We start from the raw sequence: 19,991 nt of genomic DNA, 5'->3' as shown, positions 1-19,991 counted from the left end.
GCCGGATGCGACGCGTGCTCAGGACGCGCCTCCCCCAGAGGCGCGACGCACCAGCAGGAGATCGCGGCTGGGGCGTCCCTCCTGCTCGGCGCGGGACTCGAACTTGGTGCGCGGCCGCCACCCCGGGCGGGGCGCGAAGCCGACGTGGGGGTTCGCGAGGAGCGGCTCGGCGTCGGTGACCTCGAGCATCCGGTCGGCGTAGTCGGCGATGTCGGTGGCGAGGTGCAGCATCGCCCCGGGCGCGAGCCGCGAGGCCATGAGCGCGACGGTGGCAGGCTGGACGATCCGGCGCTTGTGGTGGCGGCGCTTGGGCCACGGGTCGGGGTAGTAGACGCGCAGGCCGGCGAGCGAGTCGGGGGCCACGAGCTCCTCGAGCACCACGACGGCGTCACCGCGCAGGAGCCGGAGGTTCTCCAGACCCCGGTCCTCGACCCGCATGAGCAGCTGCGCGAGACCGGGCGGGTAGACCTCGACGGCGACGTGGTTCGCGTCGGGCTCCGCGGCCGCCAGCGCCGCGGTCGTCTCGCCCATCCCGGAGCCGACCTCGAGACGCAGCGGCGCATCGCGCCCGAACCACGCCGTCGCGTCGAGCCGTCCGTCGCGTACCGGCGGGGGCGGTCCCGCACCGTCACGGCCGAAGCCGGGGGCGATCGCACCGTAGCGGGGCCAGAGCCGGTCCCAGGCGCGCTGCTGACCGGTGGTCATCCGCCCGCCGCGGTCGGTGAAGCTCAGCACGGAGCGCCGGCGGACGTCGTCACCGTCACCGGACGTCGGCAGCGTGTCGTGCTCGGGCCCCACCACCCCCCGATCTTCACACGGGATCCGGGCGGGGGCGCTCGCCCGGGGTCGAGCTCCGCGGCGCTCCGTCTCCGGGCCGGCTCAGGAGCGACGCAGCGGCGTGAGCGTGGCCCGGTCGGGGGTGATCCGGATGCGGACGGCGACCGCGGGGATGCCGAGCGTCGCGCCGACGAGGCGGCGCGCGGCGGCGTGGGCGTCGGCGAGCCGGTCGACGACGACGTGCTGGCCCGACGAGCCGAACCGCAGCGTCCACCCTCGCGAGCCGTACGTCGCGGTCACGGCGTGCACGACGTCGGTGAGCCGGGGCATCGGCAGCGTCAGCGGCTCCGCCGCGGCACGCGCCGGGCGACGGGTCAACGGGACGAGGGTCACACCTGCACATCGCCGCGGTCTCGGAGCGGGTTAGCAATGCCGGCGAGGATCCCCCGGTCGGGCGATCGGACGTGCTCGGACGGCCCGGGTCGACCGCGTGGTCAGTGCGATGTTCCGCCGGACGGGGGGCCGCCCTCGATCACCTGCTGACGCGGTGCCTGCCGGGCGCGCTTGGCGTCCTCGTACTTGGCGGTCATCTGCGTCTCGAGCGACTCGCTGTGCCGGCGGCTGCGCACGCGCGCGAGCAGCAGCAGCGTGAGGCCGTGGAGGATGCCGAGCACGAGCATCACGCCGCCGAGCTGGGTGACGACGATCTGCACGGTGCCCTGGACGTCGAACGGGCGGAACGTCGAGATCAGCGCGAGGAAGCCCAGCGCGATGAGGTGGAACAGCACGCCGAGGAGGCGGTTCGTCGAGACGGCGACCTCTTCGGAGTCGAAGACGTCGCGCAGGAAGCCGATGCCCGAGCGCATCAGGATCTGGCCCACGACCAGGGTGAGGATCGCGCCGATGACGACGATCGCCAAGTACGTGCCGGTGTCGAGCACGAGCGTTCCCCTCCCGGGTGACGGTTCGTGAGCAGTCTCCCCTGACGGGCGATCACGCGAAACCCTGCCGACCTGCTCAACCCGGCCCTGTGGAGCCGTTCGGGCGCCTACTCTGCGACGACTGTGGGCCCTCTGCGCAGCGCTGTCGTCGCGACATGCCGCGCGCTGGCCCCGCGGGTGTCGCTGCCCACGGCCGACGAGGTCGAGGCGATCGCGGAGCGCATGCTCGCGACGCCCTCGCTCGTCGTGGCCGGACCGGTCTCCTCGGGGAAGTCCACGCTGGTCAACGCCCTGGTCGGGCGCCGTGTCGCGCCGACCGGCGCCGGCGAGTGCACCGGCCTGACCGCCCACTACGTGCGCGGCCCCGCCGACCGGCTCGACGTCGTCCTCGTCGACGGCACCCACCGGCCGCTGCCGCTCGCCGCCGGGGGCCGGGTGCCGGCCGCGGTCGGCGACCGGCTGGGCGTGCGACCCGAGGACGTCGACCACCTGGTGGTCACTCTCACGAGCGCCGCCCTCGACGGGCTCACCGTGATCGACACCCCGGGCACCGGCTCGGCGCGGCGGCCCGCCGGGCCCACGGGCGCCGCGCACGCGGACGCCGCGCTCGTCGTGCTGCCCGCGACGGCGCACGCCGGCGACCTCGACGTCTTGCCCGGCCCCGCCACGCACGGGCCGGCCGGGGTCGTCGCGGTGCTCGGGCGCGCCGACACGGTGGGTCCCGACGACGGGCGCGAGTTGGCCGTCGACCTCGGGCGGCGCCTCGGCGACCGGGTGGGCCCGGTGACGCCGGTGATCGGCCTGCTCGCCGAGACCGCCGTGACGGGCGCGCTGCGCACCGAGGACGTCGGCGCGCTGCGGCTGCTCGCCGGCTCCGACCCCGCGGTGCTCGAGGTCGCGCTGCTCGACGCCGAGCTCTTCACCGCCGCGGAGCTGCCGCTGCCGGTCGACGCGCGGGTCCGGCTGCTCGAGCTGCTCGATCTGCGGGGCCTCGCGCTCGGGCTCGCCCTGCTGCGGGCCGACGCCTCGGCCGGGGTCGGCGAGCTCTGCGACACGCTGCTCGCCGCGTCCGGGCTCGCGACGCTGGTCGGGCGGCTCCACGACGAGGTGCGCGCCCGCACCGACCTGCACGCCGCCTCGGCGGGGCTGCGCGATCTCCAGGCGCTCGGCGACCTGCGGGCGCGCGCGGAGGCGGCCGAGGGCATCCCGCCCGCCGAGGGCACGCGGATCGCGGACGCCGCGGGCTCGCTCGGGCGCCGGGAGGCCTTCGCCGACCGGGCTCTGCTCGCCGCACGCGCCCGCCTGCGGGCCGGCGCGCTCGGCCTGCCCGCCGAGCTGCAGGACGAGGTCGACCGGCTCGCCGTACCCGGCCCGCCCGACGCCCGCCTGGGCCGCCCGGGCGCGCACCCCGTGGAGCTCGCAGGCCACGCGTCCCGCCGCGCCGCCTGGTGGCAGGCCTACGGGTCGTGGGGGTCGCCGCGGCGCATCGCCGACCTCGCGCACGTCGTGCACCGCGCCTACGTGCGCCTGTGGCGGGAGCTGACGGCGTGAGCGACGTCCCGGCCGAGGTGGCACGGACCCGCGAGGCGCTGACCACGCTGCTCGCCCGCCTCGACCCGGGCTCCGCCGCCCGGGCCACCGCACCCCCGCCCCCGGCGCGGCCGACCGTGGTGCTCGTCGGCGCCCCGGGGCGCGGGCGCGGCGAGCTGCTGGCCGCCCTGCTCGGGCTCGACGGGGTGCCCGAGCGCGACGCCGACGGGGCGGTCCGCTCGACGTACGAGCGCGTCGGCGTGCCCCTGCTCGAGGAGCTCGACCTCGTGGTGCCGCCGCGCCCGGCCGACCCCGGGACGTGGCCGGTGGACGGGGCGACGGCGGCCCTGGTGCTCGCCGACGCCGCCGCACCGCTCGGGGCCGAGGAGCTCGACGCGCTGGCCCGCGCCGCCGACCGCGTCGACACCGTGGTCTTCGCGCTGACGCGCACCGAGGCGCACCGGGGCTGGCGCACCGTCCTCGAGGCCGACCGGGCGCTCGTGGCCGGGCACGTGCCGCGGCTCGCGGACGCGCCGTGGTTCCCGGTCGCGGCCGCCTTGGCGCAGCGGGCCTTCCGTACCGACGACGCGGCCGCCGGGGCCCTGCGCCGGCGCTCCGGCCTCGCCGCCCTGCAGCGCGAGCTGCACCGGCTCGTCGCGCGGCGGCGCCGGATGCTCGCCGAGGCCAACGCGCTGCGCCTGCTCGCGGGCGCGCTGGACGGGGTCGCGGCCCGCGCCGAGGCGACCCGCGCGGCGCTGCGCACACCGGCCGGCGGGGAACTCGCCCGCCGGCGCGACGAGCTGCTCACCGCGCGCTCCGCCCTGCGCCGCGACCACCACACCCGCTGGCGCGCGGACCTCGCGGCCGCGCGGGTCGCCGCGACCGACGACCTGGCCGCGCGCATACGGGCGCTCGGCGTCGCGGTGCGCGCCCGGATCGACGACGCCGACCGCGCCGGGCTCGCGGCGATCCCCCGGCAGCTGGCCGGGGAGGTCGAGACGCTGGCGGCGGCGGTCGTCGCCGGGCTCGGGACGCGGCTGCAGTCCCTGGTCACCGCGACGCTCGCCGACCTCGTGCCCGCCGGCGAGCTGCCGGCGCTGCGCGTCGCGGACCTCGGCGAGCCCGCGCTCGTGCCGGCCCCGCGCACCCGGCCGGCCGAGGACCGGCTGCTCGTGGTCGCCGGCGCGTCGGGCGGGCTGGGCCTGTCCCGGCTCGCGCTGCTGCCGCTGCTGGCGGTGCCGATCGCGCCGGCCGCGCTCGGCGTCGCGCTCGTGCCCGTGTCCGTGGGGCTCGGGCTGGGCGCGGCGGGCTGGGTGGCGCGGGCCCGCCGCCTGGCCGCCGACCGGGCACACCTGCGGCAGTGGTCGGTCGAGGCGCTCGCCGAGGTACGCGGCGACCTCGAGCGTGTGCTGGCCGACGCGCTGATCGCCACCGAACGGGAGGTGACGCTCGCCCTCGACGCCGCGCTCGAGGACCGGGCGCGCGACCTGGACGACGCGCTCGCCGCCGTGCGCCACGCGGGCGCCGACCGGGCCGAAGCCGACCGGGCGGCGGCGCGCACCGCCACCGAGGCCCGCGAGGGCCGCGACCGGGCGGAGACGCTGCTGCGCCGGCTCGCGGCGCTGCGGGACAGAGTGGAGGTCGCCGTGGAAGTCCCCGAACCGCCCCCACGGCCGGCCGCCGCGACCTAACCTCCGGGGCATGGTCGACGTGCCCGACATCCACATCGATCCCCTGCCCGACGAGCTGCTGGTCGCCGGCGCCCGCGTGCTCGGCCCGGCCACCGTCGACAGCGACGCCGACGGTCGCCCCGACACCGCCGTGGCCTCCGAGCCCGACGCGCTGGTCCTGGGCACCGACCTCGACGGCGACGCGCGGGTCGACGTGCTGACCCGCGTGCACGGCGACGGCTCGGCGACCACCGAGGCGACCACCGAGGCGACCACCGAGGAGACCACCGAGGAGACCACCGAGGAGACCACCGAGGAGCTCGACGGCTGGGACGAGGGCCCCGTCCCGCCGGCGCCGACCATCGACCCCGCCACCGGGCGGTGGGTCCGCGGCGGCTGAATGCGCCGGTCGGAGAGCGCGCGCAGGTAGGTTCGGCGCTCGTGGTCAGCCCCGTGACGCACGCCGTGGACGCGGACTTCGTCGCCCTGCCCCGGGCCGCGCTCGCCGACGCCGCCCTCGACGCCGCCCGCCGCGGCGGGGCCCAGCACGCCGACCTGCGCGTGCACCGCCTGCGCAGCCAGCACCTCGAGCTGCGCGACGGTCGGGTCGTGGTCGCCGCCGACCAGGAGACCGTCGGCCTCGCGGTGCGGGTGCTGCGCGACGGCGTGTGGGGGTTCGCGGCGCACGTCGACCTCACGCCCGAGACCGCCGCGGCCACCGCGCGCCGGGCCCTCGAGGTCTCCGGCACCCTCGCCGCGCTCGCCACGGAGCGGGTGGCCCTCGCCGACGAGCCGGTCCACGCCGGCGTCACCTGGGTCTCGCCCTACGACGTCGACCCGTGGGCGGTGGACGTCGCCGAGAAGATCGGCCTGCTCACCGAGCGGTCGGCCGCGCTGCTCGCCGCGCCCGGTGTCGACCACGTCGCCGCGAGCTGCGTGCAGGTCAAGGAACAGACCTTCTACGCCGACCTCGCCGGCACGACCACGACGCAGCAGCGGGTCCGCGTCGACCCCGACGTCACGATCACCACCGTCGATCGGGCGGGCGGCGGCTTCGAGACGCTGCGGACGCTCGCACCGCCGGCCGGCCGCGGCTGGGAGTACCTGGTCGGCACGGGCTGGGACTGGGATGCCGAGCTCGCCGAGCTTCCGGGCCTGCTCGCCGAGAAGGTGGCGGCACCCACGGTCGAGGCGGGCCCGACCGACCTCGTCATCGACCCGACCAACCTCTGGCTCGTCATCCACGAGTCGATCGGGCACGCCACCGAGTACGACCGGGCGATCGGCTACGAGGCCGCCTACGCCGGCACGAGCTTCGCGACCCCCGACCAGCTCGGGACGCTGCGCTACGGCAGCGACGTCCTCACCGTCACCGGCGACCGGACCGTGCCGCACGGGCTGGCGAGCGTGGGCTACGACGACGACGGCGTCGCCACCCAGGAGTTCGACCTCGTCCGCGACGGCGTGCTCGTCGGCTACCAGGTCGATCGCTCGTTCGCGCCGCGCCTGGGGCTGGACCGCTCCAACGGCTGCGCGTACGCGGACTCCGCCGAGCACGTGCCGCTGCAGCGGATGGCGAACGTGTCGCTGCGCGCCGACCCGGACGCCGACCGGTCCACCGCGGCGCTCATCGACGGGGTGGAGGACGGCATCTACGTCGTGGGTGACCGCTCCTGGTCGATCGACATGCAGCGCTACAACTTCCAGTTCACCGGGCAGCGGTTCCACCGCATCCGCGGCGGCAAGCTGGTCGGGCAGGTCCGCGACGTCGGCTACCAGGCGACGACCACCGACTTCTGGGGCTCGCTCGAGGCGGTCGGCGGGCATTCGACGTGGCGTCTCGGCGGGGCGTTCAACTGCGGCAAGGCCCAGCCCGGCCAGGTCGCGCCCGTCAGCCACGGGTGCCCCTCGGCCCTGTTCCGGCAGGTCGACGTCCTCAACACGGGGAGCTCGTCGTGAACGCGCCCGGGTCGGCGCTCGTGGAGCGCACGCTGGCGGTCGCCGCGCGGCAAGCGCCCGACGCGGGCGCGGTCGCGATGGTCCGCGAGGCGTCCGAGGCCGTCGTGCGCTGGGCGAACTCCACTCTCACCACCAACGGCCACACGGTCGACCGCCGGCTCTCGGTGATCATGCTCGTGCCGCTGGACGGCGGAAGCGGCGCCGGCGTCGCCACCGTCCCCGCGCCCACCGCGCTCGCGGCCGGGCCCGAGGGCGACGCGGTGATCGCCGAGGCGGTGGCGGGCGCGGTCCAGGCGGCCCGCCGTGCGGGGCCCGCGCGCGACGCCGCCCCGCTGCCGACCTCCACGGACGGCGGCCCGGGCGACTGGGACGACGACGCCGGCGCGACCTCGATGGCCGTGTTCGGCCGGCTCGCCGAGGAGCTCGGCGCGTCGTTCCGCCCCGGGGAGGCGTCGTTCGGGTTCGCCGACCACCGGGTCACCACCACCTGGCTGGGCACCTCGGCCGGGGTGCGGCGGCGCTGGGTCGAGCCCGGAGGGGCGGTCGAGCTGAACCTCAAGGACCCCGCGACCGGCACGTCGGTGTGGGGCGGCGAGGGCGCCACCGACGTCGCCGACGTCGACGTCACCGCGCTGGTCGGGCGGCTGCGCGACCGGCTGCCGTGGGGCCGGCGGCGGATCGACCTGCCCGCGGGCCGGTACGAGACGATCCTGCCGCCGTCCGCGGTGTCCGACCTGATGATCTACATGGCCTGGTCGATGGGCGGGCGCCCCGCGCAGGAGGGCCGCTCGGCGTTCTCCCGCGCCGGCGGCACCCGTGTCGGCGAGCGCCTCGGCCCTCTGCCGCTGACCCTCGCCGGCGACCCGGCCGCCCCCGGCTTCCCCGACCTCACCTACACCCCGGTGCTCGCGACGACGTACTCCGGGGACGAGGTCTCGGTGTTCGACAACGGGGCCACCACCGGGCGGGTCGAGTGGGTGCGCGACGGGACGGTGGCCACGCTCGCCTACCCGCGGGCGGCCGCGACCGAGTACGACGCGGAGTTCGCCGCGCCCACCGACAACCTGGTGCTCACCGGGGGCGAGGACGCGACGCTCGAGGAGATGGTGGCGTCGACCGAGCGCGGCCTGCTGCTGACCTGCCTCTGGTACATCCGCGAGGTCGACCCGTCGACGCTGCTGCTCACGGGTCTGACCCGCGACGGCGTCTACCTGGTGGAGCGCGGCGAGATCGTGGGCGAGGTCAACAACTTCCGCTTCAACGAGTCCCCGCTCGACCTCCTGCGCCGCGCCACCAAGGCCGGCACCACCGAGCGCACGCTGCCGCGCGAGTGGAAGGACTGGTTCACCCGCGCCGCCATGCCCCCGCTGCGCGTCCCCGACTACCACATGACCTCGGTGTCCCCCGGCCGCTGAGCTATGTGAGCACTTTCCGGGCCTATAGCCCCGGAAAGTGCTCACATGGGAGGCGCATCATGGGGAGCGTGGTCCGGTCGTCGATGCGCTCCGGGGGAGACGTCCAACACCGCACGCCGGTAGGGAAGTCGAGCTCGACCATGAGTACCGCGCCGCAGGAGGGGTGGGAGGCCGACGTCCCGGTCCGCGGCGACGTCCCCGAGTTCGCGACGCTGCTCGGCGAGGGCGGTGCCCTGGTGCTCACCGGCGCCGGGATCTCCACCGACTCCGGCATCCCCGACTACCGCGGCCCGACGAGCGCGGCGCGGCGCCACGCCCCCATGACCTACGAGGCGTTCGCCGGCGACCCCGTCGCGCGCCACCGGTACTGGGCGCGCAGCCACGTCGGCTGGCCGCAGATGGCCGCGGCCCGCCCGAACGCCGGGCACCGGGCCGTCGCGGCCCTCCAGCGCGCTGGCCTCGTGAGCGGTGTGATCACGCAGAACGTCGACGGGCTGCACCAGGGCGCGGGCGCGCGGGACGTCGTCGAGCTGCACGGAGCGCTCGATCGCGTCGTCTGCCTGGGCTGCCGCGCGACGCCCACCCGGACCGACATCCAGCAGCGCCTGACCGCCCTGAACCCCGGCTTCGACGCCCGTGCCGTCGCCATCAACCCCGACGGCGACGCCGAGCTCCCCGACCACGAGCTCGACCGCTTCACGATGACCGCGTGCCCGGCCTGTGGTGACGGTCCGTTGAAGCCGGACGTGGTCTTCTTCGGTGAGTCAGTTCCACGGCCGCGTGTCGACCACTGCTTCTCGCTCGTGGACCGGGCACGATCACTCGTGGTCCTCGGATCGTCGCTGACCGTCATGTCCGGGCTGCGGTTCGTCCACGCCGCCACGCGCCGGGGACTGCCGGTCGCGGTCGTGACCAGCGGTCCGAGCCGCGCGGACGGTGTGGCGAGCGTCCGGTTGACGGGTGCGCTGGGCGAGGTGCTCCCCGCGACGTTGGACACCCTCCGTTTGCCCGATCGGGCCTGAATCGTTCAGCTTGATCGTGGAAGTGAGGCCCCCGACAGCGCCCGGCGGTGTCCTTCTCAGGAAGTCTCGTTAACGTCGAGCACCACCGACGGAGTACACGAGGGGCACGATGCCGTGCCCCTATGTCTCCGTTCCCCGAGGCGACCGGGGCCGCTTCGCGGTCTGCGGCGTTCGGCGAGCGAGCCAGCGACCGAGGAGACGCATGACTGCTGTTCCGACCATCCAAGGACTCGAGAACCCGCCGATCGGACGCCGGGAGGTGCTCGACTGGGTGGCCGAGGTCGCCGACCTCACCACGCCGGACCGTGTGGTGTGGTGCGACGGGTCCCAGGAGGAGTGGGACCGGCTCACGAAGGAGCTCGTCGACGCCGGCACGTTCGTGCAGCTCGACCCGGACAAGAAGCCGAACTCGTTCTACACCGCGTCCGACCCCGACGACGTCGCCCGCGTCGAGGAGCGCACCTACATCTGCTCGGTCGATCCGGCCGACGCCGGGGTCACCAACAACTGGATGGACCCGGCCGAGATGAAGGCCACGATGACCGAGCTCTACCGCGGCTGTATGCGCGGCCGGACGCTCTACGTCATCCCCTTCTGCATGGGCCCGACGTCGGCGGAGCGGCCCATGCTCGGCGTCGAGCTCAGCGACTCGCCGTACGTGGTCGTCTCGATGCACATCATGACCCGCATGGGCCCCGAGGTGCAGCGACTCCTCGACGGCGACACCGACTGGGTCCCTGCGCTGCACTCGCTCGGCGCGCCGCTGGAGCCCGGCCAGTCCGACGTGCGCTGGCCGTGCAACCAGACGAAGTACATCACGCACTTCCCCGAGGAGCGGATGATCTGGAGCTACGGCTCCGGGTACGGCGGCAACGCGCTGCTCGGCAAGAAGTGCTACTCGCTGCGCATCGCGTCGGCGATGGCCCGTGACGAGGGCTGGCTCGCCGAGCACATGCTGATCCTCAAGCTGATCAGCCCCGAGGAGAAGGTCTACTACGTCGCCGCGGCGTTCCCGTCGGCGTGCGGCAAGACCAACCTCGCGATGCTCGAGCCGACCATCCCCGGATGGAAGGTCGAGACGCTCGGCGACGACATCGCCTGGATGCACTTCGGTGCCGACGGCCGCCTCTACGCCGTCAACCCCGAGGCCGGGTTCTTCGGCGTCGCACCGGGCACCAACTGGAAGACCAACCCGAACGCGATGCGCACCATCGAGCGCGGGAACTCGCTGTTCACCAACGTCGCCCTCACCGACGACAAGGACATCTGGTGGGAGGGCATGGAGGGCGAGCCCGAGCATGTCCTGTCCTGGAAGGGCCAGGACTGGTCGCCCGCCAACGGCGAGGCCGGCCAGCCGGCGGCGCACCCGAACTCGCGCTACTGCACGCCGATGAGCCAGTGCCCCATCCTCGCCCCCGAGTGGGACGACCCGAACGGCGTGCCGATCTCGGCGATCCTGTTCGGCGGCCGCCGCAAGACGACGATCCCGCTGGTCAACGAGTCGTTCGACTGGCAGCACGGCACCTTCATGGGCGCCACGCTGTCCTCGGAGAAGACCGCGGCCGCCGCCGGCGCGGTCGGCCAGGTCCGCCGCGACCCGATGGCCATGATCCCGTTCATCGGCTACAACGTCGGCGACTACTTCCAGCACTGGATCGACGTCGGCAAGGGCGCGGACGCCGACAAGCTGCCGCGGATCTTCTACGTCAACTGGTTCCGCCGCGGTGACGACGGCCGGTTCCTGTGGCCCGGGTTCGGCGAGAACGGCCGCGTCCTCAAGTGGATCATTCAGCGGCTCGAGGGCAAGGCCGCGGCCACCGAGACCGCGATCGGCCGCGTCCCCACCGCCGACCAGATCGACCTCGACGGCATCAGCGAGCCCCTCGAGGACATCGAGGCGTCGCTGAAGGTCGACGTCGACGAGTGGAAGGCGGAGATCCCGCTGATCGAGGAGTGGTTCGACTCGATCGGCGAGAAGCTGCCGACCTCGATGCGCGACGAGCTCGAGGCCCTCAAGCAGCGCCTGGGCGTCAGCTAGCGGCCCCCCGGAACGTCAGTCAGCAGCAGCGGCCCTGCGGGTTGCGCTCCTGATGGTCGGAGCGTGCGCGCCAGAACTCCCGCTCACCCATCGGGGGATGGTCGTGGCCGCTGCGCTGGTGGTGGGCGAGGTACCGGTCGTACGCGTCGGCGCCGAGCACCCCGCGGAACCACCAGCGCACGGCGCGCCAGCTCTGCCCGACGGAGGCGGCCATCAGTGCCCCCCGCTGCGCGCGGGAGCTCCGCTGGTGGCGAGCCACCGCTTCTCGAGCTCCTTCTCCGAGGGCTGGGTGATCAGACCCGACGGCGCGTAGCGCGCGGACGGGATCGCCTCCTCCTCGTGGCCGGGGCGCCCGCCGGCGCGGATCGACCGCACCGCCGCCACGGTCGCGGCCACGATGACGACGAGCGCCAGCACCAGGAAGATGATCGACAAGCTGCCCTGGATGAACGTGTTGCGGACCACCGCCTCCATCTGGGCCGGGTTCCTCGCCGCGCCCATGCTCGTGCGGCCGGCCGCGATGGCGTCGCGATAGGCGACGTGCTGGGCCCAGTACCCGACGCCCGGGACCGGCGAGAAGATCTTGTAGAGCGACGCCGTCACGGTGATCACCGTGACGGCCACGAGGGGCACCAGCACGATCCAGAGGTACTGGACGCTCCCGCGGCGTGCCACGATCGCCAGGCACACGGCCAGCGCCACGGCGGCGAGCAGCTGGTTGGCGATCCCGAACAGCGGGAAGAGCGTGTTGATCCCGCCGAGGGGGTCGGTGACGCCCATGATCAGGATTCCGCCCCAGCCGCCGACCATCACGAGCGTCCCGATCCACGCGCCGGTCCGCCACGACATGTCGCGGAAGCGGGGGACGAACGTGCCCACGGCGTCCTGCAGCATGAAGCGCGCCACCCGGGTGCCGGCGTCGACGGCGGTGAGGATGAACAGCGCCTCGAACATGATCGCGAAGTGGTACCAGAAGCTCGCGAGGGCGGCCCCGCCGAGGAACTGCGACAGGATCTGGGACAGGCCCAGCGCCAGTGTCGGCGCACCGCCGGTGCGCGAGACGATGCTCTGCTCGCCGACCATGGTCGCGGCCCCGGCCAGCTGATCGGGGGCCACGTTGACGCCGGTGAGGCCGAGCGAGTTGACGAACGCCGCCGCGGTCTCGACGGTGCCGCCGGTCAGCGCGGTGGGCGCGTTCATGGCGAAGTAGATGCCGCGGTCGATGGAGATGGCCGCGACCAGCGCCATGATCGCGACGAACGACTCCATGAGCATGCCGCCGTAGCCGATGAAGCGGGTCTGGCGCTCCTTCTCCACCAGCTTCGGCGTGGTCCCCGAGGAGATCAGGGCGTGGAACCCCGAGAGCGCCCCGCAGGCGATCGTCACGAACAGGAACGGGAACAGCGGGCCGGGGACCACCGGCCCGTCCGAGCGGCCGGCGAACTCGCTGATCGCCGGCGTCGCCACCTCGGGGCGCACGACGACCACGGCCACGGCGAGCAGCACGATCGTGCCGATCTTCATGAAGGTCGAGAGGTAGTCGCGCGGCGCCAGCAGCATCCACACCGGCAGCACGGCGGCGATCACGCCGTAGATCACGATGCTCCACGCCAGGGTGGTCCGGTCGAGGGTGAACGCCGAGGCGAGCCCGCTCTCGGCGATCCAGCCGCCCGCGACGATGGCGAGCAGGAGCAGGACGACCCCGATCGCCGAGACCTCGCCGACCTTCCCGGGCCGCAGGTAGCGGAGGTAGAAGCCCATGAACAGGGCGATCGGGATGGTCATGGCCACCGAGAACACGCCCCAGGGGCTCTCGCCGAGGGCCTGCACGACGACCAGGGCGAGGACCGCGATCAGGATGATCATGATGGCGAGGGTCGCGATCACCGCCGCGGCACCGCCGACCCGACCCAGCTCGTCGCGCGCCATCTGCCCCAGCGAGCGCCCACCACGGCGCATGGAGAAGAACAGCACCAGGTAGTCCTGGACCGCGCCGGCCAGCACGACACCGACGATGATCCAGATGGTGCCGGGGAGGTAGCCCATCTGCGCGGCGAGGACCGGGCCGACCAGGGGCCCCGCGCCGGCGATCGCCGCGAAGTGGTGCCCGTAGAGCACCCGGCGGTCGGTGGGCATGTAGTCCTGCCCGTTCTCCGAGTGCTCGGCCGGGGTCGCGCGCTTGTCGTCCGGGCGCAGCAGCTTGCGCTCGATGTAGGTCGAGTAGAACCGGTAGGCGATGGCGTACGTGGCCACCGCGGCGAAGACGAACCAGATCGCGTTGACGGTCTCGCCGCGGATGAGCGCCACCATGACCCAGCCCAGCCCGCCCAGGACGGCGATGCCGGTCCAGATCGCGATCCGGACGGGTGTCCAGCGTCGGCGCTCCTGATCGAGCACCTCGTCGTCGACCGCGGTGGGCAGCGGCTCCTGGTCGGACGGCGCCGCCACACCGCCCGATCCCCCTGACGTCGTCGTCATCGTGACCTCCGCTCGGAACGGACTGCCGGGAGGATAGGTCCTCCGAGTGCGCGCTGTCCTCGATCGACTACACGAGGTGGCGCTGTGCGCGGCGCCGGTCCGTCCCCGGGAGCCCTACGATCGGCCGGATGGACGCCGACGTGCCGATCCGGTCCGCCTGCGACCCCGGCACGCTCGCCGACGTCACGCCCTCGCTGGCCGCCGCCCTGGGCGTCGCCGGGTTCGACGACGCCCTGGGTGTCGGCGAGGCGCGCGGGGCCGCGCTGCTGCTCGTCGACGGGCTCGGCGCGGACCTCCTCGACGCCCACGCCGACCGGGCACCGGCGCTCGCCGAGCTCGTGGTGCGCGGACGCACGCTGACCGCCGGGTTCCCGGCGACCACGGCGGTCAGCATCGCGAGCCTCGGCACCGGGCTGCCGTCGGGCGAGCACGGGATCGTCGGCTACAGCATGGGCGTGCCGCCGCTCGACGACCCCGAAGCGCCGGCCGACGTCGTGCTCAACACCCTGCGCTGGTGCGCACACGGGGCCACCGACCCCGTCGACCTGCGCCACGACCTCCCGCCCGAGCAGGTCCAGGCCGCCCCGACGGTGCTGGAGCGCGCGGCGCGGGCGGGCGTCGCCGTCACCACGGTCGCCCCGGAGATCCAGCGGCGCTCGGGACTGACCCGGGCGGCGCTGCGGGGCGGGCGGTTCCACGGGGCGTCGGCGCTCGGCGACCTCGGCGCGGAGGTGCTCGACGCCCTGGCCACGGACCTCGCCGAGGATCGCACGTTCTGCTATGCCTACCACGGCGATCTCGACATGATCGGGCACCAGCACGGCCCGGGCAGCCGGCCCTGGGTCCTGCAGCTCGCGGTCGTCGACCGGCTGGTCGCCGCGATCGCCGAGGATCTGCCGTCGGACACCGTCCTCGCCGTCGTCGCCGATCACGGCATGATCGGCACCGACGCCGGCTGGCGCATCGACATCGACACCACCTCGGCTCTGCTCGGCGGCGTGCGCCGGCTGGCCGGCGAGACCCGCGTCCGGCACGTGTACGTCGCCGACGGCGCCCTCGACGACGTCACCGCGGCCTGGCGCGAGGAGCTGGGGGACGCCGCGTGGGTGCGGACCCGCGAGGAGGCGATCGCCGAGGGCTGGTTCGGCCCCGAGGTCACCGACGCCGCCCGCGGCCGCATCGGCGACCTCGTCGCGGCCGCCCAGGGCAGCTGGACCCTGGTGCGCTCGCGGATCGAGCCGATGGAGACCGGGCTCGTCGGTCACCACGGCTCGCTCACCGACGCCGAGCAGCGCGTGCCCTTCCTGCTCGCGCGCGGCTGAGGTGGTGCGCTGCGCGCACGTGAGCAGAAGTCGCTGGAGCGCGCGCTCGTGCTCCCGTGCCGTCAGGCACCATGGCGGGCGATGAGCGAGGAGCCGGACGACGCCGTGCGGGAGCTCGCGACGCGGGTCTTCGATCTCGCCCGCGCCGGCGATGCGGCATCGCTGGCGCAGTACGTCGACGCCGGCGTCCCCGTGAACCTGACGAACGAGAAGGGCGACACGCTCCTCATGCTCGCCGCGTATCACGGGCACGCCGACGCGGTCGCGGCGCTGATCGCGCGCGGCGCCGACGTCGACCGGCTCAACGACCGCGGGCAGGCGCCGGTCGCCGGGGCGGTGTTCAAGGGCGAGGACGCCGTGGTCCGGGCCCTGGTCGCCGGCGGCGCCGACCCGGAGGCCGGCCACCCGACCGCCGTCGAGACGGCGCGGATGTTCGGCCGGGAAGACCTGCTGGAGGTCCTCAGAGCGCCTTGATGATGTCCTCGACGCGCACGCGCGCGTCGCCGAAGATCATCGAGGTGTTCTCGCGGAAGAACAGCGGGTTCTGCACGCCCGCGTAGCCCACGGCCATCGAGCGCTTGAACACGACGACGTCCTTCGACTCCCACACGCGCAGGACCGGCATGCCGGCGATCGGGCTGGCCGGGTCCTCCATCGCCGCCGGGTTGACGGTGTCGTTGGCGCCGATGACGAGGACGACGCTGGTGGACGCCAGGTCGTCGTTGATCTCGTCCATCTCGAGCACGATGTCGTAGGGCACCTTGGCCTCGGCGAGCAGCACGTTCATGTGCCCGGGCAGACGCCCGGCGACCGGGTGGATGCCGAAGCGGACCTCGACACCGCGGTCGACGAGGCGGCGGGTGAGGTCGGCGACCGGGTACTGCGCCTGCGCCACCGCCATGCCGTAGCCGGGCACGATCACGACCGACGACGCGTCGGCGAGCATCGCCGCGACCTCGTCGGCGGTGACCTCGCGGTGCTCGCCCTCGACCGCACCCGACGACGTCCCGGACTCGACCCCGAACCCGCCGGCGATCACCGAGAGGAACGAACGGTTCATCGCCTGGCACATGACGTAGGAGAGGTAGGCACCCGAGGACCCGACGAGCGCGCCGGTGACGATCAGCAGGGTGTTGTCGAGCAGGAAGCCCGAGGCCGCGGCCGCCCAGCCCGAGTAGCTGTTGAGCATCGACACGACGACGGGCATGTCGCCGCCGCCGATCGAGTCGACGAGGTGCCAGCCCAGCGCCAGCGCGACCGCGGTGATCGCGATCATGATCCCGAGCGACGGCGCCACGGCGAACCCGACGGTGAGCCCGGCGAAGGCCACCAGCGCGCCGAGGTTGAGCAGGTTCTTGCCCGGCAGGGTCAGCGGACGCGACTTCATGCGCCCCGAGAGCTTCCCGTAGGCGACGAGCGAGCCGGTGAACGTCACCGCACCGATGAACACCCCGATACCGACCTCGACGGAGTGGATGCCGACCATCTCCGGCGCCACCGTCGTCTGCGCAGGCCCGACCGCCTCGACCTCGAGGTAGCCGTTCCAGCCCACCAGCACCGCGGCGAGACCGACGAAGCTGTGCAGCAGCGCGATCAGCTCGGGCATGCCGGTCATCTCGACGACCCGGGCCCGCCAGAGCCCGATGCCGCCGCCGACGACCATCGCCACCGCGAGGAGCGCGATCGCGCCCGCCGAGACCGACTCGGCCACCAGCACCACGGTGGCGACCAGGGCGACGGCCATGCCGGCGATGCCGTAGGCGACGCCCGAGCGCGCGGTCTCGTGCTTCGAGAGCCCGGCGAGGCTCATGACCGTGAGCAGCGCCGCGACGACGTAGGCCGCGGTGGCGACGGTGCCCGCGCTCATCGCGTGCTCCCCTCGGTGGTCGATGTGGACCTCGGAGCGGGGGCCTTGGTGAACATCGCCAGCATCCGTCGCGTCACCGCGAAGCCGCCGACGATGTTGATGCTGGCCAGCAGCACCGCGACGAACGCGAGCACCGAGACGACGGTGCCGTGCTGGCCGAACTGCAGGAGCGCCCCGACCACGACGACGCCCGAGATCGCATTGGTGACCGACATCAGCGGCGTGTGCAGGGCGTGGTGGACCTTGCCGATGACGTAGTAGCCGATGACGACGGCCAGCATGAACACCGTGAGGTTGGTGGCGAGTTCGGCCGGCGCGAACGCGACCGCGACGAAGAGCAGCGCGAACGCGGCCGCGACGAGCCCGTAGCGCCGCGCCGGGGACACCGGGCGCTTCGGCTCCACGACCGGCGTCGACGCCACCGGCTCGATCGGCACGGCCGGGGCCGCCGACACCGGGATCGGCGGGGGCGGCCAGAGCACGTCGCCGTGGTGGGTCACGGTCATCGAGCGGATGACGACGTCCTCGAGGTCGAGGACCAGCTCGCCGTCCTTGCCGGGCACCAGCAGCTTCACGAGGTTGAGCAGGTTGGTGCCGTAGAGCTGCGAGGCCTGCGCGGGCAGGCGGGCGGCGAGGTCGGTGTCACCGACGATGGTGACGCCGTTGTCGGTGACGACGACCTCGTCGGCCACCGAGCCCTCGACGTTGCCGCCCTGGCCCGCGGCCATGTCCACGATCACGCTGCCGGGCTTCATGCTGGCGACGTCGGAGGCCGTGAGCAGGCGCGGCGCCGCGCGTCCCGGGATCAGGGCGGTGGTGACGACGACGTCGACGTCGGCGGCCTGCTCGGTGTAGATCTCCGCGGCGCGCGCGTCGTAGGCCTCGGAGGTCGCGCGGGCGTAGCCGTCGGTGCTCGCCTCCTGCTCGACCTCGACGGCGAGGAACTCGCCGCCCAGGGAGCGGACCTGCTCGGCGACCTCGGGCCGCGGGTCGGTGGCCCGCACGACGGCGCCGAGGCTGCTGGCCGCGCCGATCGCCGCCAGGCCCGCGACACCCGCGCCCGCGACCAGCACGGTGGCCGGCGGGACCTTGCCCGCGGCGGTGACCTGGCCGGTGAAGAAGCGCCCGAAGCGGTGCGCGGCCTCGACGACCGCGCGGTAGCCCGCGATGTTCGCCATCGAGCTGAGCACGTCCAGCGACTGGGCGCGGGAGATGCGCGGCACGGCGTCGGTGGCCAGCACGGTCAGCCCGCGCGCGGCGAGGTCCTCGAGCACCGCAGGGTGGCGGGCGGGCCCGACCATCGCGACGAGCGTCGTGCCGGCCGCCATGCGGTCGAGACCCGCCGCGTCGGGGGTGCGCAGCGCGAACACGACGTCCGCCGACCACGGGTCGCCGAGCTCGGCGCCCGCCGCGACGTAGTCGGCGTCGGGAAAGCTGGCGAGCTCGCCCGCGCCGGGTTCGACGACGACCGTCGCCCCGAGACTGATGAGACCCACCACGGTGGCCGGGGTCGCGGCCACCCGGGTCTCGTGCTCCCCGGTCTCCCGGGGCACACCGATGCGCACGGTCGTGCTCCCTACTTTCCCCACCGCCGGCGTCGTCGCCGGATGCTCACCGGATCATCGCGCCCGCGACCCCCCGATGGGCGTGACCTTAGTCTCCGCGGGTGACATCACCCCGGCACGGCCCGCGTCACCCGGGGGCTGCCGGACCTGACCAGCGCGGTCGCCGACCACTGCTCGCCGACCGCTGCCACACTCGCGGTCGAACAACTGCCGGCGAGCGAGAAGGCTCACGACCTGGGGCTCCGCACCGCCTGACCCGAGCCGGAACACGGGCGCGACCCCGGGGCGTTGCACCGGTCATGCGCGATCTCGAGCTCTCGGTCCTGGACCTCTCGCCGGTGCCCTCCGGCTCGTCGACGTCGGCGGCCCTGCACGAGACCGTCGAGCTCGGTCGCACCGTCGAACGCGCCGGCTACCGGCGGATGTGGCTGGCCGAGCACCACGGCGTCCCGAGCGTCGCCAGCTCCAGCCCCGAGATCCTGATCCAGGCCGTCGCCGACGCCACGAGCACGCTGCGCGTCGGCTCCGGCGGGATCATGCTGCCCAACCACTCGCCGCTGAAGGTGGCCGAGACGTTCCGGGCCCTCGCCGGCCTGCACCCGGGCCCGGACGGACGTGGCCGCATCGATCTCGGCATCGGCCGCGCCCCGGGCACCGACCCGCGCACCGCGATCGCGCTGCGCCGCCGAGTCGGGGATCCGCTTCGCGGTGGCGCCGCGGCCCTCACCGCCGACGACTTCCCCGAGCAGTTCACCGAGCTGCGCGGCTACGTCGACGGCCTACCCGCCGACCACCCCTTCGCCGGCATCGTCGCGATGCCCGACGACGTGCCGCTGCCCCCGGTCTGGATCCTCGCGTCGAGCTACTACGGCGGGCAGGCCGCGGCCGCGTTCGGCACCGGCTTCGCCTACGCCGGGCACTTCGGCGGCGCCGACCCGGGCGAGGCGACGCGCATCTACCGCCGGCAGTTCCGGCCCAGCGACGCCGCCGGCGCGCAGGACCCGCACGTCATCCTCGCCGCCGCCGTGATGTGCAGCGAGGACGCCGAGCGCGCCCGCGCCATGGGCCGCGCGCACGCCCTGTCGATGGCCCGCCTGCGGACCGGTCACCCCGGGCCGCTGCCCAGCCCCGAGGAGGCCGTCGCCCACGACTGGAGCCCCATCGAGCGCCAGGTCGAGGAGGGCATGGCGTCGAAGATGACCGCCGGCACCCCCGACGAGGTCCGCGCCGACCTCGAGCGGCGGGCGCAGGAGGCGGACGCCGACGAGATCATGATCGTGAGCCCGATCCACGACACCGCCGAGCGCCGCCGGTCCTACGAGCTGATCGCCGAGGCGTTCGGCGTGACGGGCGCGACGGGCGATCGAGCAGCCGTAGCGTCGGTGTAACCGGCCGGCAACGCGCCGC

General features: G+C 74.3%; 17 protein-coding genes. 10 read left to right on the top strand and 7 right to left on the bottom strand.

Annotated elements, in window-relative coordinates:
- Positions 1-18 precede the first annotated feature (18 nt).
- From trmB to AC2A1K_RS21230, 3 genes are all read right to left on the bottom strand, one after another.
- On the bottom strand, positions 19-705 hold the full coding sequence (trmB, locus tag AC2A1K_RS21240; RefSeq protein WP_483898328.1) for a tRNA (guanosine(46)-N7)-methyltransferase TrmB: 687 nt from the start codon (positions 703-705) through the stop codon (positions 19-21).
- Between the two features lie 174 nt (positions 706-879).
- Positions 880-1,155: a hypothetical protein gene (locus AC2A1K_RS21235; protein ID WP_483898314.1), complete on the bottom strand. Its 276-nt coding sequence runs from the start codon at positions 1,153-1,155 to the stop codon at positions 880-882.
- Between the two features lie 116 nt (positions 1,156-1,271).
- Positions 1,272-1,718, bottom strand: a complete 447-nt coding sequence (locus AC2A1K_RS21230; protein WP_483898313.1) for a hypothetical protein — start codon at positions 1,716-1,718, stop codon at positions 1,272-1,274.
- Between the two features lie 123 nt (positions 1,719-1,841).
- Between AC2A1K_RS21230 and AC2A1K_RS21225 the strand changes: the two genes are divergently transcribed.
- The 7 genes from AC2A1K_RS21225 to AC2A1K_RS21195 all read left to right on the top strand — a co-directional run bounded on the left by AC2A1K_RS21225 (position 1,842) and on the right by AC2A1K_RS21195 (position 11,352).
- Entirely contained in the window at positions 1,842-3,269 is a 1,428-nt protein-coding gene (locus AC2A1K_RS21225) for a dynamin family protein (RefSeq protein WP_483898312.1), read from the top strand.
- Positions 3,266-4,939, top strand: coding sequence for a hypothetical protein (locus AC2A1K_RS21220; protein WP_483898311.1), 1,674 nt, complete (start codon positions 3,266-3,268; stop codon positions 4,937-4,939). Before AC2A1K_RS21225 ends, AC2A1K_RS21220 begins: the two co-directional genes overlap by 4 nt.
- Before the next feature lie 10 nt (positions 4,940-4,949).
- Entirely contained in the window at positions 4,950-5,318 is a 369-nt protein-coding gene (locus tag AC2A1K_RS21215) for a DUF6802 family protein (protein WP_483898310.1), read from the top strand.
- Positions 5,319-5,359: 41 nt separating this feature from the next.
- Positions 5,360-6,877, top strand: coding sequence for a TldD/PmbA family protein (locus tag AC2A1K_RS21210; RefSeq protein ID WP_483898309.1), 1,518 nt, complete (start codon positions 5,360-5,362; stop codon positions 6,875-6,877).
- Positions 6,874-8,292 (top strand): metallopeptidase TldD-related protein, encoded by a 1,419-nt coding sequence (locus AC2A1K_RS21205; protein WP_483898308.1) that lies wholly within the window; start codon positions 6,874-6,876, stop codon positions 8,290-8,292. Before AC2A1K_RS21210 ends, AC2A1K_RS21205 begins: the two co-directional genes overlap by 4 nt.
- Before the next feature lie 140 nt (positions 8,293-8,432).
- Positions 8,433-9,314, top strand: coding sequence for an NAD-dependent protein deacetylase (locus AC2A1K_RS21200; RefSeq protein ID WP_483898307.1), 882 nt, complete (start codon positions 8,433-8,435; stop codon positions 9,312-9,314).
- Between the two features lie 202 nt (positions 9,315-9,516).
- Positions 9,517-11,352, top strand: coding sequence for a phosphoenolpyruvate carboxykinase (GTP) (locus AC2A1K_RS21195; RefSeq protein ID WP_483898306.1), 1,836 nt, complete (start codon positions 9,517-9,519; stop codon positions 11,350-11,352).
- 19 nt (positions 11,353-11,371) lie between these two features.
- Here AC2A1K_RS21195 and AC2A1K_RS21190 read toward each other — a convergent pair whose 3' ends face one another.
- Entirely contained in the window at positions 11,372-11,566 is a 195-nt protein-coding gene (locus tag AC2A1K_RS21190; RefSeq protein WP_483898305.1) for a YbdD/YjiX family protein, read from the bottom strand.
- Positions 11,566-13,830 (bottom strand): carbon starvation CstA family protein, encoded by a 2,265-nt coding sequence (locus AC2A1K_RS21185; RefSeq protein ID WP_483898304.1) that lies wholly within the window; start codon positions 13,828-13,830, stop codon positions 11,566-11,568. Before AC2A1K_RS21185 ends, AC2A1K_RS21190 begins: the two co-directional genes overlap by 1 nt.
- Before the next feature lie 128 nt (positions 13,831-13,958).
- Here AC2A1K_RS21185 and AC2A1K_RS21180 point away from each other — a divergent pair, with 128 nt between their 5' ends.
- Together AC2A1K_RS21180 and AC2A1K_RS21175 are read left to right on the top strand one after the other, a co-directional pair.
- On the top strand, positions 13,959-15,152 hold the full coding sequence (locus AC2A1K_RS21180) for an alkaline phosphatase family protein (RefSeq protein WP_483898303.1): 1,194 nt from the start codon (positions 13,959-13,961) through the stop codon (positions 15,150-15,152).
- 81 nt (positions 15,153-15,233) lie between these two features.
- Positions 15,234-15,626, top strand: a complete 393-nt coding sequence (locus AC2A1K_RS21175) for an ankyrin repeat domain-containing protein (protein WP_483898302.1) — start codon at positions 15,234-15,236, stop codon at positions 15,624-15,626.
- On the opposite strand, the gene pntB is transcribed toward AC2A1K_RS21175, so the two are convergent.
- Together pntB and AC2A1K_RS21165 are read right to left on the bottom strand one after the other, a co-directional pair.
- Positions 15,613-17,019: a Re/Si-specific NAD(P)(+) transhydrogenase subunit beta gene (gene pntB, locus AC2A1K_RS21170; RefSeq protein ID WP_483898301.1), complete on the bottom strand. Its 1,407-nt coding sequence runs from the start codon at positions 17,017-17,019 to the stop codon at positions 15,613-15,615. The genes AC2A1K_RS21175 and pntB overlap by 14 nt on opposite strands.
- Positions 17,016-18,584 (bottom strand): Re/Si-specific NAD(P)(+) transhydrogenase subunit alpha, encoded by a 1,569-nt coding sequence (locus AC2A1K_RS21165; protein ID WP_483898300.1) that lies wholly within the window; start codon positions 18,582-18,584, stop codon positions 17,016-17,018. Before AC2A1K_RS21165 ends, pntB begins: the two co-directional genes overlap by 4 nt.
- A gap of 299 nt (positions 18,585-18,883) precedes the next feature.
- Here AC2A1K_RS21165 and AC2A1K_RS21160 point away from each other — a divergent pair, with 299 nt between their 5' ends.
- Complete coding sequence (locus AC2A1K_RS21160) at positions 18,884-19,972, top strand: LLM class flavin-dependent oxidoreductase (protein WP_483898299.1); 1,089 nt, start codon at positions 18,884-18,886, stop codon at positions 19,970-19,972.
- Positions 19,973-19,991 lie beyond the last annotated feature (19 nt).

The organism is Actinomycetospora sp. 2LY8.5 (assembly GCF_057180585.1).
This window is presented reverse-complemented; position numbering and strand designations above follow the sequence as displayed.